The organism is Rhizobium mesoamericanum STM3625 (assembly GCF_000312665.1).
GTDB classification, from domain to species: Bacteria; Pseudomonadota; Alphaproteobacteria; order Rhizobiales; family Rhizobiaceae; genus Rhizobium; species Rhizobium mesoamericanum.
This window is the reverse complement of sequence record NZ_HF536773.1, coordinates 63823-78262: the sequence shown is the minus strand read 5'-3', so window position 1 is coordinate 78262 and position 14440 is coordinate 63823. Positions and strand designations below refer to the sequence as shown.

Genomic DNA, 14440 nt, shown 5'->3' with positions numbered 1-14440 from the left:
TGAACTCGATCAGAGTTCAAGAAGGGCGTATGGCTTTCCAGTTGGCTTTACGACATGCGCTGCCACGTTGTAGACGGGCGCGCCGCCGGGTGTCTTTCCTTGATAGGTTCCTCTATGAGCGTGACCGTGGACGACGGCCTTTACCGGAAAGCGATCGATTGTCTCCGCGAGCCTGGACGAACCCAAAAACGGGTAGATCTCCCGCGGTTCGCCCTCGACAGTATCAATCACTGGCGCATAGTGCAGCACGACCATGGCACGCTGCGAGCGGACGCGGCGCATTGCATTTTCGAGGCGCATGGACTCATCGACACTTTCAGCGACCATGGCCTTGATGGCTGCCTCGCCGAACGAACCCAGCATATGGCGACCGAAGCCGCCGGCAAAGCCTTTGACACCGACAAAGGCCACGCCGTCGACCTCGGCGGGTTGGCCGTTCAGTAACTTGACACCTGCGTCGATCAGAACCGAAGAGACCTCGTCGACCATGCCGCTCTCGTGGTCGTGGTTCCCGAGCACGGCAATCACGGGGATCGTACAACTTTGAAGGTCGGCTGCTAGACGTTCGGCTTCCTTTGGCTTGCCGAGGTCGGTCAGGTCGCCTGCAATGACCAGGACATCCGCGAGCCCGGAGATTTCGGCAAACATTTCCTTGTAGGAGCTATCGTCATCCTCCTTCACATGAAGATCAGCGACTGCCGCTATCTTTAGCTTGCGTGTTTCAGTCATCCTCAATCTCCCAGTCGCCTCGTAATCCACCTTCGCCGCCGACATCGGCAAATCCCCACTCTTTGACGTCGATTTCGTAATCGACACGCGAGTACATGCGCCCGCGGCAGATGCGCATTTGAGAAAGTGGCATTTCCGCCTGCGCCTTGAGCCGGTCGATCAGTTCGTCCATAAGCCATTGAGGCACCTTGTCCCGCTCGGTCGGATAGATCCAACGGAAGTTGAGAAGGTGAATAAGCAACACCTCCCAATGAACCTCAAGGTAGCCAAGGAGGCGAGTCCAATCGATTTCTTTGCTGGCTCTCAAAATAACATGAGCAATGTCAGCGCCGTCATAGCGATGCCTCAACTGTATAAAGCACTTTGACCAAATGAGCTCCGTTGGACTGACGATCCTAACCGGGCAATTGCACAATTTGATCTGACGCGCATTGTCGAACCATGTGTCGCCAACCGGCATGGTGCCATTGGAGGACGCAAAAATGACGTCGAAGAAGTGCTTCCCCTTCAGGACCTTCCCAATCCAGCGTTCGTCTTCCACTTCAATGGCATAATCGCGCTGCTTAAAGTAATTCAGGATGCGTGCGCAATCTCCAGCCTTGCAGAACACGTCCAAATCCTTGGTGAGACGGGAAATGCCGGTATAGGCACTGACCGCATAGGTGCCCGCTACCAGGAAAGGAATCTCGGAAGAAATGAGCTCAGCGATCGCGTCCGCAACGAAGGGCTCGGCATCGGGATCGATCAATTGCGGAACCGCCCGCGCCTTCATGATGGTAGCCTCCGATCGCTCGGCTGTTGATGCTGGGTTCATCGACGTCCTCGGTAACGGTCGAACAATTGAACACCTGAGAAACATCGATGTTCCTCAAGAAGCGATCGGACTTGTTCGCCGATGGTGAGGGCGCGCGATCGCAGCACAGCGAATACCGGTGCTGTCGAGACCCCGGGTCAAGGCGCCGAACCACGCGCGCCGGCCTTCTCGGCCAGTTTCGACCACTTTTTCTTCTGAGGCCGTTGTGACGATGTGGCGGCAACTCCCAGCCGTTCGGCCAGAGCGCTCGCGTCTGCCGGAGCGCGCACCTTCGCGTCATTGTCAAAGTAGACATAAACGTCCCGCCCGCCGGTGCGTCGTTTCAAGGGTGCAAGCACGCGAGCAGCATTTGTCGGTTCGTGGCCGTGGGCCCAAGCATTAATCATATGTGCCCAATTGCTCAGGGCCTCCTCATCATAGCCGCTGACGTAGAGCTCCTCCGACCCGTGAAGCCGGCAGTAAACGAAATCGGCAGTAACATCCATCAGCAAAGGCCACTCGACCGTATCGGCACAAACGAGTGCCACGCCATGTTCGCGCAGCAAGTGGATAAAGTCGGGAGTGGCAAAGCTTTCATGTCGAATCTCCACCGCATGGCGAACGGGCCTTTTTCCGTTGGCTTCCACCCAGTCGCGGCCGTTGAGCCGTTCATCGTGTTTCGCGGCAAGCCTTGCCGCGGCAATCGTGTCGTGAGGCAGCAGCTTAAAAAACGCAGAAAAAAGCTGAGTGTTGAAAGTCATGCGGGGAGGAAACTGCCAAAGGATCGGCCCAAGCTTCGGTCCCAAGCGCAACAGACCTGAGGCAAAGAAGTTTGCGAGCGGTGTTTCAATATCGCGGAGCCTTCTCATGTGGGTAATGTAGCGTGAGCCTTTAATCGCGAAGACGAAGCAGTCCGGTGTCTCTTCGCGCCAGCTTTCGAAAACTTCGGGACGTTGAAGTCCATAGAAAGTGCCGTTGATCTCTATCGATGCAAATTGCCGCGAAGCATAGGTGAGTTCCTGCTTATGCGGCAAGTTTTTGGGGTAGAAGACGCCGCGCCAGGGCCTGTAGGTCCATCCAGAGATGCCAATCCTGATAATGCCGGCTTTTGCCATGCGGTAGGAACTGCAAGGCAAAGCACTTGTTCCGCGCTTCGGGATCTGGATTGAACGTCAACTCGCGCTTGCCAAAAGAGCAAGTGCGGGTCCGAGGTATAAAATTCAGGAACCTAGAGGACGTCAAACGCGTTAGAGCTGAACTTTTTCAGCAGCTTATTCCACGACAGGATCAGGCGCGTAGTGAGGCACGACCACGAATGACTTCGGAGATCGACGAGATCAAGCTGGAAGGCACCGCCGAGAAAGCGGCCTTTCTGATCAACGGCAGTCAGTATTTCTCGCAATTGGCAGACACCTTGCGCCGAGCACAAAGGAGGATATGGATCGTCGGATGGGACTTCAATCCGAATATTCTCCTCGAACCGCAAAGCTCCAATCAGACGCTCGGAGAATTGCTGGAAAGCTGTGCGCGGGCCAATCCTGACCTCCAGATAAAAATTCTGATCTGGGCTCTCGGCCCGGTTTATTCCAAAAAATCGCTAAGTGTGGTCTCCAAGGCAAACTTTCCGCAAAATGGTGGCATCGATCTGCGTTTCGCCTTTCAACCAGCCGTGCGCGGCTGTCACCATGAAAAGCTTGTTTGTGTGGACGATACCGCGGCATTCATTGGCGGAATCGATCTTACTTCGCGACGGTGGGACACGTACCATCACAAAGTGCGAGATCGGCTGAGATGCGATCCTGAAGGCGTAGCCTACGATCCGCTCCATGATTTGCAGGTCATGGTGACTGGCGAGGCTGCGGCTCTCATATCAAAAGTGGCGAGACAGCGATGGCGCGATGCAACCGGTGAAACATACGACGCCGTGGCGATTAAGAGAGTCCCCGATTGGCTGAATGGGTCAGCCGTCACGCTATCCGATGTGCCGGTCAAGCTCGCAGTGAGTAAGCCGACAACTCTGTTCAAGACCGGCCTGCGACAGGGGATCCGCTTGACAATGGCTATGATCGCCAGAGCGGAGCGGCAGCTCTATATCGAGACGCAGTATCTGGCATCGTTCAATGTTTCCGAAGCGCTTGCCGCACGCTTACAGGAGCCGAATGGGCCAGAAATCGTCATCGTTTGCACGGCCACGTCTCACGGGTGGATTGAAAACACAATTATGGGGGGCAACCGAGACAGGATAATTCAGCGTCTTCGGCGCGCTGACCGAAACAACCGGCTGCGTGTCTTCCATCCAGTCGTTCACGACGGGTGCGAGCAAGCCGAATTGCTCGTACATTCAAAACTCCAGATCGCTGACGACAAACTCCTGCGCATGGGGTCCTCCAACCTCAATCACCGCTCGGAAGGCCTGGATACCGAATGCGATATTCTTTTTGAGGCATCGCGACACGACCATTGCCTTGCAATTGCGCACTTGCGCGATTTGCTAGTTGCGGAATATTTCGGCTGCAGTGTCGATGCCGTGAAAGAGGCGACCCACCGGAAGGGATCACTCATTGGCGCGATCGAGGAACTCAACGTCAATCGCAAAACCTTACGTGCATTTGTCCCGACAGGTGAAAAATATGGGCCGGTTTTCGCGACCTCTATTGTTGATCCTTCCTGTCCGATTGGGCAATCGGCGCGCGCCTTTTGCCGCCGCGTCGCTGGTCGCATTTTTCTGTTTTTCAGGACCCTGAGAAGCAATTTAGCTCGCAATGAAGACCAAATTCACAAGCGCACGCACAATAAGAAAACAGACGCAGCGAAATGCAGTTTGGGTACTGACTGAGAGCTGTCCGGCCAGAAATAGGCAAATGCAAATTACCGTCCGGACACAAAGGCCCTTAGTGTGATGGCCTGGCGCTCAATCGCCACTCTATCCGCAAGCGACGAGGAGTTGATGAAGGCTGGCAAAGCCCAAAGCACTTGCGGGCAGGAACGATCGGACGTCTGCAGTGTTCCTTGACCATGCGGGAGCAAAGAGCGCTCAGAATTCTGAGCTATAATGTGCATAGCTGTATCGGCACTGATCGCAAGATCGACCCTGCCCGAATCGCGACCGTCATTGCCGATGCTAAGCCTGACATCGTGGCGCTACAGGAAATCGACGTCCGCCGTCGCAGAACTGGCGGTGTCGATCAGGCTACAACCATCGCCTCATTGCTCAAAATGGAAGCTCATTTCCATCCGGCGCTGGCGATTGCCGATGAGCAATACGGCGACGCCATCATAACGGCCTTGCCGGCCCACCCCGTCAAGGCCGGCCTATTGCCATCACTCGGGGAGGCGCGTGGTGCGCTTTCCGTCGAGGTGGTGTTTGCCAACCGAAACTTGCTCGTCGTCAATACCCATCTCGGGCTTCGACGGCGTGACCGGGCCCAGCAGATGAGCACTCTTCTTAGTCCGGCCTGGCTTTGCTGCGACGGCTCTAATCCAACGTCCGCTATCCTCTGCGGTGACTTCAATGCGGTTCCGTCGTCGACCGCCTACCGTCTTGCAAACCGGCTATTTCAGGATGCGCAACTTGCCTGCAATCAGAGACCGAAACCAACCTTTCCTTCGCGGTTTCCTCTTATGAGAATTGACCATATCTTTGTGAGCGCCGACCTAAGGGTGGTCGCCTCAAAGGTCGTTCGCAATCGCATCACGAGCCTAGCATCGGATCATCTTCCGCTTGTTGCCGACATCGATGTTAGCAACACCTGACAAATAGCCGAACACCGGCCACGGACCGCCGCTCAGCGCTTTTGTCGCGCATTCATGGGGGGAACATTTCTTTGTGTTTTCGGTTCGATGCCCGTCCCGTGGACAATGAGAATGGAAGATTTTTTTGCCGCCCACCGATTACGGGGGCTGCCTTGTACAGTCCCAATCGAGAGCACGATGTCCGATTTTGTTCCTTTTTCACCGGCCACAAACTTATCTCTTCACGTCACGAATTCAGGTGGGCCAATCCGAGGCCGCTCCGGGGATGTCGGCGTACTGACATTTCACCGATGCATTAACTATGGATCATACTGGCAAGCCCGGTGCCTGGTGGAGGGGTTGGCCACCATGGGCGTTACCGCAGTTCTTCTCGAATATCGATCGAAGCGGCTAGATCGTGCGGAATGGCGCTGTGCGCTCAGCCCGCTGCTTCCAATGCGGTCGCCACACAACGACTATGGCTTGTACAAGAAAAAGATGCACAAGTTCTTCGGCGCAATAGCCCAACTGCCGCTGTCATGTCCGTTTCCGCTCGACGATCCAGCAAAGGCCGAGCAATTTAGGCTTGTGATCGTCGGCAGCGACGAGGTTTGGAACCTCAAGCATCCCTGGTACGGTGGATGCGCCGTCTTCTTTGGAGAAGGTTTGATTGCCGATCATCTGGTTTCCTACGCCGCGACATTCGGAAATTTTGCATCGCAAGCAAGGCTGCGAGGTCTTTGGGGGGACCGACTTAGAAGGTTTTCCCGGATTTCCGTGCGCGATCTCAACTCGGCTCGTCTAATCCGTGAGGCGCTTGCCGTTGAGCCCGAGCTTGTCCTCGACCCATGTCTGCAGTTTCCGCAACCGCTCTTGGCAGCGCGAGGCGGTGACAACGCCCGCCATGTCGCGATCTACGGCCATGGTTTTCCCAAATGGTTCCAAAATGTCGTACGCCAATGGGCAGACCGGAGAGCCTGTCGTCTGGTCAGCATTGGCTACCGCAACGATTGGGCCGACAAACAATGGATCGATGCGGGTCCGAATGAGTTCGCCTGCTTCATGGCATCCGCCAAGGCAGTCGTGACCAATTTCTTCCACGGTTGCGTCTTCTCCCTTGTCTATGAGAAGCCGTTTGCCTGCGTAATTTCCGATTATCGCATCAACAAATTGCGGGATTTGGCCGAGATCGTGGGCGCGCAGCGATACGTCATATCCGAGACCAGCACCTTCTCCCAGCTCGACACGATACTTGATCATCCCTTGGATCCGGCAATTGCCAGGCGTATTTTTGTCTTGCGCGCCAATTCAGCAAGCTATCTCCAACATGTCGTCCAATAGCGCTTCAATGGCGAACCGGTGTCCTCCACCACTCAGCCCCCGTGACATTGCACGTGCCGGGCTCTGTATAGGGTGCGGCGCTTGCGCGGTGCGGCGACCTGGATCCACTTTGCAGATGCAATTCGATAGATATGGCCAGTTGAAGCCGAAAGACGCAGGCGATCGACGTTCCGAGGAACAGGTCGATTTTCCGCGCATTTGCCCGTTTTCGCCTCTCGCCGAAAACGAGGACGAACTGGCGGCCAGGCATTTTGCGACGGCGGCTACATGCGACCCATTCCTAGGCCGATTTGACAAAGCCTTCGTCGGCCATGTGGAAGAGGGGGATTTTCGCAGCAACGGCAGCTCCGGCGGACTTCTCACCTGGGTTGCGGCCGAATTGCTACGGCGCGGTCTGGTCGATGCAGTAGCCCATGTGGCGGAAACCGATGGTGGCAATCCTCTATTTCGCTATACGCTCTCACGCAGCTTGGAAGATCTAAAGGCCGGTGCCAAATCGCGATATTATCCGGTCGAGCTGTCCGAAGTGCTCGATAAGATCAGGACCACGCCAGGCCGATACGCCGTTATTGGCGTTCCTTGCTTCATCAAGGCCGTGAGGCTTTCATGCGCCAACGATCCAATGTTGAACGAACGCATCATCTTCACGCTCGGCCTGTTTTGCGGTCACATGAAGAGCGCCCGCATGGCTGAAAGCTTTGCCTGGCAAATGGGTACGACAATTCGCGAGGTCGAACACTTTGATTATCGGGCAAAGTGTGTGGAGAGACCCGCGAACTGGTATCGAGCGCAGGCGACACTGCATAACGGCGACGTCGTTGGCCGCGACTGGTGGCATTTGGCAGACGGTGACTGGGGAGCCGGTTTCTTTCAAAATTCCGCGTGCAATTTCTGCGACGATGTGGCTGCCGAAACTGCCGACATCGCTTTTGGCGACGCTTGGGCAGAACCCTATGCCGCTGACGGGCGCGGGACGAATGTGGTGATCGTCCGCTCTCCGGAGCTGTTGGGCATTCTCGATAAGGGCATGGCCGCCCGACGAATTTTCTTGTCTACGGTCGATGCGGAGTTCGTCGTTAAAACACAGGCTTCCGGGCTTCGGCAGCGCCGTGAAGGACTTGCTTTGCGGCTGACATGGCTGAGGTTTCGCCTGCGGCCCCGCAAGAGAGTAGCGGCAGGGATTGGCGGTCTGACGTGGCGTCGTAGAGCGATTTACCGCCTGCGTTACGAAATAAGCGCCTGGAGCCACCGCGTTTTCTGGTTCTCACGCCTGCTTCGACGTCCGCAGCTTTATCTGGCATGGGCCGGGATCGTATCGGCCTTTTATCAAGGCTTTACCTATTCCCGCGGACCCATTGGCCGTGTCGTCGATAGAATCACCCGTTCAGGGGCCGACGCTGACTGACTAGGGGCGAAGTGTTGCCGCGGCGCGTAACGGTCAACCATCTCGCAGCAGAATTCCGCAAATTCTTCGGCAACAAGGGGGGCGCTGGTATGGTGTGGCGCGAGGCCTCGGTGTTCGGGAGTGAAGCAGAATGTCACGGTGACGTCGAAATCCGCAAGTGCGAACATCTGCCGGTCAAACCAGTCGAGCGCATCGGGACGAAAACGGTCGGCCCAGGAAAGGCCGGTCCTGACCGATTTGACACCGAGCCTCTTCATCCAGGCAACCGCCTCTTCCAGTCTCGGATCTTCGAAATGGAACCATTGCACCAAGCCGAATTCGGGCGTGTGCCTGGCAAATTCCTCCAACGCCAGTTTTGGTCTGCCGTCCTGGCGCAATATCCCCATGTGATAGTGTCGATAGTATGAGGACCCCTCGGCCTCTCGGTGTCGGGTGGTCGCCTCCCATTCCTGCGGAAGGTCATATAGACTGTACCACTGGCATCTCTCAACTTTGCCCTTTAGCAGCTCAGCCGTCCGCTTTAGTCCCCAAAGCTGCACTTCTTCGGCGCCGAAAGTCGACACTCCGACTTCGCTTACCCAGATCGGCAGATGGGTGACTGAGCGAATTTCTTCGATTTTGTCCGGCCACTCATCGATCTGCCAAAGGTTCCAATCGAGTGGAAAACCGTGAACGGCAACCGCGTCCATATGATCCAACACGCCATAATCCTTCATACGGCCCATAAAGGCAGGATCGATGGGCGAAATTCCGCCAAGGACCTTGGTCAGGTTTGGATTGAGTGCCGCAATTGCATCGGCGGCAAGCGTGCTCATATTCGCAAAGAGCTGCCACTCCGGATCGATCTGCGGATCCCAATGCGACTTATTGTTCGGCTCATTCCAAATCATTGCGGCTTCGATCATCGGCTTCTTCCGTTTCAGACGTCACGAGACCACCTCATTGAGGGCGGCAATTTTTGCTCCCCAGTCTCCGACTATGAGGACCGTTACGGAGCCGGGCGCCACGTCAAGTCTTGCCCAGGCATCGAGGGGGGAGCAAAGCACATAGGTAACGGCTGCCTTGATGACATCGCCGTGCGAGACGAGGACAATTCTCCGGCCCCGTCGGTTTCCGGCAAGGCTCTCGATCAGTGCGACCACTCTATGCTGAACGTCCAGCATGTGCTCTCCACCGGGGGCACGTGCGAGGCCGCGCAATGCGTTCCATCGTTGCCACTGCACATCGCGATTGAGATCAACAAAGCTTCGTCCGGTCCAGGTGCCGAAATCGACTTCATCCAAGGCGTTATTAATTTGCGGCGGGTCAAGCCTGCAGGCCTCGGTGATCGCAGTTGCGGTTTGGCGCGTGCGCTCCTGCGGGCTCGTGTAGACGTCATCGATCTTCTCGCGGACGAGTCGTTGTCCAACCCTTGCAGCTTGTTCTTGACCGGCCGGTCCGAGCCCAATCCCGCTCATGCGCCCTGCAAGGAAACTGCCGAGATTGTCATGGGCAGCATGACGAACGAGAAAGAAGGTGGTCGTCATTCCGCTGCTCCGCGAAACCTGTCCTCTACATCGTCGATGAATGCGTTCGTGCGGTTTAGCGCTTCCGCGTCGGTAAATTGCTGCGGAGGGGACTTCATGAAGTAGCTTGACGGTCCAATCAACGCACCACCGATGCCTCTATCGAGCGCCAATCGGGCGCACCGTATAGCGTCGATGACGACCCCCGCGGAGTTGGGAGAATCCCACACTTCTAGCTTGACTTCGGCATTGAGCGGCACACCGCCGAACGTCGTGCCTTCCAGCCTGATGTAAGCCCATTTCCTGTCCAACAGCCAAGGAACGTGATCGCTTGGACCCACATGGACATTTGCAGCAGAAAGCGGCATGTCCATCTGGCTCATCACAGACTGCGTCTTTGATATCTTCTTCGATTCCAGCCGCTCCCGTTCGAGCATGTTGAGGAAATCGGTATTGCCCCCGAAGTTGAGTTGATACGTGCGATCGAGACGCACGCCGCGTTCGCGGAACATGTTGACCAGCATTCTGTGAACGATGGTTGCACCGATCTGGCTCTTTACGTCGTCGCCGATGAGCGGCAACCCCTGTTCGGCAAATCGTTGCTGCCACTCCGGCCTGGAGGCAATGAAAACGGGAATACAGTTGATGAAGGCGCACTCCGCCGCAAGTGCCTGCTCGGCATACCATTTGGTCGCTTCCTCAGAACCGACTGGCAGATAGGAGACGAGAATTTCGGTTCGCGTCTGCCGCAGAATTTTTGCCACGTCCGCCAGGGGCTCCGGGGACAGCTCGATCTCGTCGCGCAGATAGCGACCTATTCCATCGAGCGTATTTCCTCGTTGTACGGTTACGCCTGTAGGTGAAACATCGGCAAAACGTTGGGTGTTATTGGGAGCAGCGTAAATCGCCTCGGAGACATCGCGTCCTACTTTCGATGCCGCGACGTCAAACGCTGCCGATATTTGGACATCGCGGACATGATAGCCGCCGAGCTCGAGATGCATGAGACCGGGAACAGGCTCATTGCCGTGAACGTCACGATAATAGGTCAATCCCTGAACAAGAGAGGAGGCGCAATTGCCGATCCCGACCAGGCCGACACGGATGGGTTGAGACTGCATGGTGAACCTCCGGCATCTACAAAGCTTCGGTCAAACAAGTGAATGCCGCATGTGTTCCCGAAATTTTCAAGCTGTCAGGCTACCTCTTGGGATCAACCGCTCTTTCAAAAGGTTTGGTGAAGCCGTCGGAAAGGAAACCGCGATGTTGGTGTACGGCGATGTCGAGCGGCTTGAGCTGCCAGCCGACGTCCTAAAAAGGATCGACACGGCGATGCTTGCCTGTAGGCAGTCGCCGCCTGGACGCCGTCGCCATGAGTTGCTGGTTCAAACTTTCATAGAGACGGGAGAGCTCATCCAAGGGCTTGCCGATCGGGAATTTGAGCTGAACGGCGCAGACGACGTCTCCACTGTTCAGGAGACTGGCGCCAAACTCCTATTTGCGCAAGCACGTGCGATCCTGGTTTCCTGGCAAGGCCACTTCGATGGTGACTTGTCGCTGGCGACAGACACGTCGTCGCTGCACTTCAATGTCAGTGGTCTCGAGCCTCTTCGCATGAAGCAGGCCGAGGGATATGCCTTTTACGCCGTTTATCCCGAAAGCTATTTGGAGGCGGCATTGCAATCAAAATTGTCCCCCAACACGGTTGTCATAGGCATTCGCAGCATCGGCTTAAGCCTTGCAGCTCTTGTGGCTGCCGCATTGGGCGCATCGCCGGCGTTTTCGCTACGGCCCGTCGGACATCCATTTCGTAGAAAGGTAAACGTCAAGGCCGCTCTCGCCGAGCAGATCCTGGCCAGGACAAATGTCGATTTTGCGATCGTCGATGAGGGGCCTGGCCTCTCTGGCAGCTCGTTTGCCAGCGTCGCAAATTGGTTGGAGGTCAACGGGGTTGCGCCGTCTCGCCTTAGTTTCTTTCCCAGTCATGGCGGAGAGCCGGGGGCATATGCCAACATTGCGCACCGCAGGCGGTGGCAAGAGAGCTCAAAGCACGTCCTTCAAATCGGTGATTTGATTGTCAAGGCGCCGCCTGCTGCACGCAGCCTGCAGAACTGGGTTGGCGAACTTGTCGGCCAGCCCGTTCACGCCTTGCGCGACATCTCCGGCGGGAATTGGCGCGCACTATATTGTGATTGCGCCGAAAATTGGCCTCCGAGCTATCGGCAGATGGAAAAGCTGAAATTCGTGGCCACTGCGGACGACCAAAGTTGGCACGTCAAATTTGCCGGACTGTGCAGGAGCGATAGGGAGAAATTGCGCAGGGGGGCCTTGCTGAAAGAGGCAGGTTTGACGCCGTCTGTCGTCGGCACATGCCATGGTTTTCTGATTGAAGAATGGGTCAAGGGTGTGCCCCTGGAAACGTCGGGGCTACACAGACACGAAATCCTGGCAGGAATTGGCAACTATCTTGCCTTCCGCGCCCGCCATCTTGCGGCACCCCATGGCGGCGCCTCGTTTGAAGCCCTCTGTCAGATGGCCACGACAAATGTGAATGAGGTGGAGGGCATCGAAGCTGCGATGCTGCTTGGACGGATCATGCAGCAAAAAGGCCGTTCGGTCCGGCACCTCATTCCCGTCGATACGGACAATCGCCTTCATCGTTGGGAATGGCTGGTTACCAGCGGGGGCAGACTTCAAAAGACGGATGCGCTCGATCACAACAGCGCGCATGATATGATCGGTTGCCAACCAATTGCCTGGGATGTGGCCGGTGCTTGTGTCGAGTTTGATCTTTCGGCGAACGAGCGGGACCGACTTGTGGATATCGTCACGCAGGAGGGCAACGTCGGCATCGACGACGGCATTCTTGTCGTCTTCGAGGCCGCCTACCTCGGCTTCCAGATTGGATTATGGTCGATGGCGCTTGCAAGCGACGAGAGCCAGGAGCGAGAGCGGATCGAGAAGACGCTCGCGCGCTATCTGGGTCGACTTCAGGTGCTGCTGGAGCGGTAGATTGAAGAACTCGACGGTGTCGGCAGGGATCATCAGTCGCCCGGCATGGAGGCAGGATGGAGAATCCTTGATGCCGGGCAATCCAAAGGTCTTGGTGGGGCCGTCGGGCAGCGCGACGAAGGCGTTGAAGACCTAGCCGACCTTGTAGAAGCGTTCGAGCTTCAGGTCGTGCATGTTCTTATCCTTAAACTCTGTCTGCGGCATATGACAATCGGCGCAGCGTCCCTTGCCGACGGAGATCCGCTCGCCCAAAAGTTCTTGCGGTGTTTCGAGTGCAGGATCCAGGCGGCCAGAGGGATCGAGCTTTGGTGCCGGCAAGAGGACGATGATGTTGTGTATCTGAACCATCATTGCGACCTGGTTTATCCGATTGAGCAGATTGACGCCTTTGCGTGTCGCGCTGACATGGTCGCCGTCGGGCAAGCAGCTTCCTGGCAAAGCTATCATGACGGACTGGGGAACTCTGGCAGGCGTTGGAACTCTGGGCGCTGTTAATGCTTAGGTGCTTCCAAGCGGGAGGCCCCACATGCAATTTACCCGATACGACGACTTCATGCCCCATGTTCAAAACTGGGGCGCACACTCCGTCGGGGTATCGGTGACTAGCGAGTGTGCCGAGCGATGAAAGAGGACGCGGCCACCGAAGCTTCATCTAAGAAAGAAGGCGGAGGCCTCGGCCGCATTCTCGGCAGTGGCATCATCTCCGGAGCGGCGGATGACGACCCGTCGGCGATCGGCACCTATGCAAGTGCCGGCGCCCGTTTTGGACCAGATATCCTTTGGACCGCTCCAGTCACGCTGCCAATGATGTTCACGGTGGTCTATCTGTCTTCGAAGCTTGGGCAGGTGTCGGGCAGGGGGCTGTTCCACGCCATTCGCGACTTTTACCCGCGTTGGCTGCTTTGGACGGTGCTTGCTGAGGTAGTCATCGGCAACACGATCGAGGCAGCTGCCGATCTCGGCGGCATGGCTGCGGCGATAAACCTCTCCATTCGACTTCCAATACCTGCGATCGTTGCCGTCGTCGCGGTCATTCTCCTGTGCCTGCAGGTAGCAGGGTCTTACATGCTCATCCGCCGCATCTTCCGCTGGCTCGCTGTGACCTTGCTCGCCTATGTCGGAGCGGCTTTGCTCGCAAGACCGGATTTCGCCTCAACGCTACGGGGATCGCTTATTCCTTCGGTAGAGTTCAACAAGGAATTTCTCTCGATCATCGTGGCGATTATTGGCACGACGCTTTCGGCCTATCTCTACACCTGGCAGTCTAACGAGGAGGTCGAGGATGAGATTGCCGAAGGACGGACAACAGTGAGGGAGAGGCAGGGCGCCAGCGAGCGGGACCTTCGCCGAACCAAACGCGAGATCCTCGCGGGAATGACTTTTTCCAATTTTATCATGTACTTCGTCATACTCTCGACCGCATCGACGCTTCACGTGAACGGACAGGTGAACATTGAGACTGCCGCTCAGGCCGCTGAAGCCTTGAAGCCGATTGCTGGGGAGGCGGCCGGGTTTCTTTTCGCAGCCGGTATCGTATCTGTGGGTTTTCTTGCCGTGCCGGTCATGACCACTGGCGCGGCATACGATCTTGCCCAATCGTTCGGAATCAAAGGCAGTCTCAACGCCAAAGCACGCGAGGCGCCAACATTCTACATTATCATCGGCGTTGTGACCGCCGTTGCCGTCGCCATGAATTTCCTGGGCTTTAACCCGATGAGAGCGCTTGTATGGTCGGGCATCGTTCAGGGCTTCTCGACACCGCCTCTCCTCTTGTTAATTCTGCTCATGACCAACAACCGGCGAATTATGGGCGATCAGGTGAACTCTCGAGCCATCAACATCATGGGGTGGATCACGACTGCAGTTATCTTTTCGGCCAGTGCTGGGCTGGTCGTTACCTGGTTTCTTTGAGCCGACCAGTTT

Annotated in this window: 13 protein-coding genes; 6 read left to right on the top strand and 7 right to left on the bottom strand. The window is 56.5% G+C overall.

The features are described 5' to 3' along the window. Positions 1–9: 9 nt before the first annotated feature. From BN77_RS20620 to BN77_RS20610, 3 genes are all read right to left on the bottom strand, one after another. Positions 10–729 (bottom strand): metallophosphoesterase family protein, encoded by a 720-nt coding sequence (locus BN77_RS20620; protein ID WP_007535601.1) that lies wholly within the window; start codon positions 727–729, stop codon positions 10–12. Beyond that, on the bottom strand, positions 722–1543 hold the full coding sequence (locus BN77_RS20615; protein ID WP_040678225.1) for a nucleotidyltransferase family protein: 822 nt from the start codon (positions 1541–1543) through the stop codon (positions 722–724). Before BN77_RS20615 ends, BN77_RS20620 begins: the two co-directional genes overlap by 8 nt. A 137-nt stretch (positions 1544–1680) precedes the next feature. Continuing rightward, complete coding sequence (locus BN77_RS20610) at positions 1681–2637, bottom strand: DUF72 domain-containing protein (protein ID WP_007535597.1); 957 nt, start codon at positions 2635–2637, stop codon at positions 1681–1683. A 200-nt stretch (positions 2638–2837) separates the two neighbouring features. Here BN77_RS20610 and BN77_RS20605 point away from each other — a divergent pair, with 200 nt between their 5' ends. The 4 genes from BN77_RS20605 (at position 2838) to BN77_RS20590 (ending at position 8000) form a co-directional block, all read left to right on the top strand. Continuing rightward, the gene (locus tag BN77_RS20605; RefSeq protein WP_007535595.1) at positions 2838–4358 is read left to right on the top strand and encodes a phospholipase D-like domain-containing protein; all 1521 of its coding nucleotides are present in this window, start codon (positions 2838–2840) and stop codon (positions 4356–4358) included. A gap of 179 nt (positions 4359–4537) precedes the next feature. Further along, on the top strand, positions 4538–5275 hold the full coding sequence (locus BN77_RS20600; RefSeq protein ID WP_007535593.1) for an endonuclease/exonuclease/phosphatase family protein: 738 nt from the start codon (positions 4538–4540) through the stop codon (positions 5273–5275). Between the two features lie 294 nt (positions 5276–5569). Then, positions 5570–6595 (top strand): polysaccharide pyruvyl transferase family protein, encoded by a 1026-nt coding sequence (locus BN77_RS20595; protein WP_425280256.1) that lies wholly within the window; start codon positions 5570–5572, stop codon positions 6593–6595. A gap of 115 nt (positions 6596–6710) precedes the next feature. Then, entirely contained in the window at positions 6711–8000 is a 1290-nt protein-coding gene (locus tag BN77_RS20590) for a Coenzyme F420 hydrogenase/dehydrogenase, beta subunit C-terminal domain (protein ID WP_007535590.1), read from the top strand. On the opposite strand, the gene BN77_RS20585 is transcribed toward BN77_RS20590, so the two are convergent. The 3 genes from BN77_RS20585 to BN77_RS20575 are packed head-to-tail and all read right to left on the bottom strand — an operon-like array spanning position 7934 to position 10626. Then, positions 7934–8905 carry a glycoside hydrolase 5 family protein gene (locus tag BN77_RS20585; RefSeq protein WP_007535587.1) on the bottom strand — a complete coding sequence of 324 codons (972 nt, stop codon included), beginning with the start codon at positions 8903–8905 and terminating at the stop codon, positions 7934–7936. The two genes, BN77_RS20590 and BN77_RS20585, sit on opposite strands and share 67 nt — an antisense overlap. 21 nt (positions 8906–8926) lie before the next feature. Continuing rightward, positions 8927–9526, bottom strand: coding sequence for a histidine phosphatase family protein (locus tag BN77_RS20580; protein WP_007535585.1), 600 nt, complete (start codon positions 9524–9526; stop codon positions 8927–8929). Further along, positions 9523–10626, bottom strand: coding sequence for an inositol-3-phosphate synthase (locus BN77_RS20575; protein WP_007535583.1), 1104 nt, complete (start codon positions 10624–10626; stop codon positions 9523–9525). Before BN77_RS20575 ends, BN77_RS20580 begins: the two co-directional genes overlap by 4 nt. A gap of 142 nt (positions 10627–10768) precedes the next feature. Between BN77_RS20575 and BN77_RS20570 the strand changes: the two genes are divergently transcribed. Then, positions 10769–12517, top strand: coding sequence for a protein kinase family protein (locus BN77_RS20570; RefSeq protein ID WP_007535581.1), 1749 nt, complete (start codon positions 10769–10771; stop codon positions 12515–12517). Positions 12518–12649: 132 nt separating this feature from the next. Here BN77_RS20570 and BN77_RS35695 read toward each other — a convergent pair whose 3' ends face one another. Continuing rightward, positions 12650–12940 (bottom strand): hypothetical protein, encoded by a 291-nt coding sequence (locus BN77_RS35695; protein WP_007535579.1) that lies wholly within the window; start codon positions 12938–12940, stop codon positions 12650–12652. A 198-nt stretch (positions 12941–13138) separates the two neighbouring features. Here BN77_RS35695 and BN77_RS20560 point away from each other — a divergent pair, with 198 nt between their 5' ends. Beyond that, positions 13139–14428, top strand: a complete 1290-nt coding sequence (locus tag BN77_RS20560; RefSeq protein WP_007535577.1) for an Nramp family divalent metal transporter — start codon at positions 13139–13141, stop codon at positions 14426–14428. The last annotated feature ends 12 nt before the right edge of the window (positions 14429–14440 follow it).